The organism is Paenibacillus sp. GbtcB18 (genome assembly GCF_019091125.1).
Classification (GTDB): domain Bacteria; phylum Bacillota; class Bacilli; order Paenibacillales; family NBRC-103111; genus Paenibacillus_F; species Paenibacillus_F chitinolyticus.
Window position 1 is genome coordinate 1 of the sequence record NZ_JAGXJX010000955.1, and the last position, 231, is coordinate 231.

The 231-nt window shown below is 57.6% G+C and carries 1 protein-coding gene; it reads right to left on the bottom strand.

Going from position 1 to position 231, the window contains the following annotated elements:
- On the bottom strand, nt 1-231 hold a 231-nt coding region (locus KVT34_RS31395; protein ID WP_217563408.1), incomplete at both ends, for an amidase domain-containing protein.

The following is a 231-nucleotide window of genomic DNA, read 5'->3' on the forward strand; positions in this document are numbered from 1 at the left end:
TATTGACCACGGAGAGGCTTTCCGGTTTCCAGGGGCTGTCCGTCGGGATCCCGCCGGCATAAATCGCTTGAGAAACGTAGTTGGCGCAGTCGACCCCGCCGTTTTCGGTATGCTTGGCATACTTCGGATTCCATTTGCTCGTGTCGTAGCCGGACGCGTTCGTTGTGTACGAGGTCCATTTGTTGGCATAATCCCTGGCGGCAATCCTGTCGTAGGTGACGGCGGCAAGCG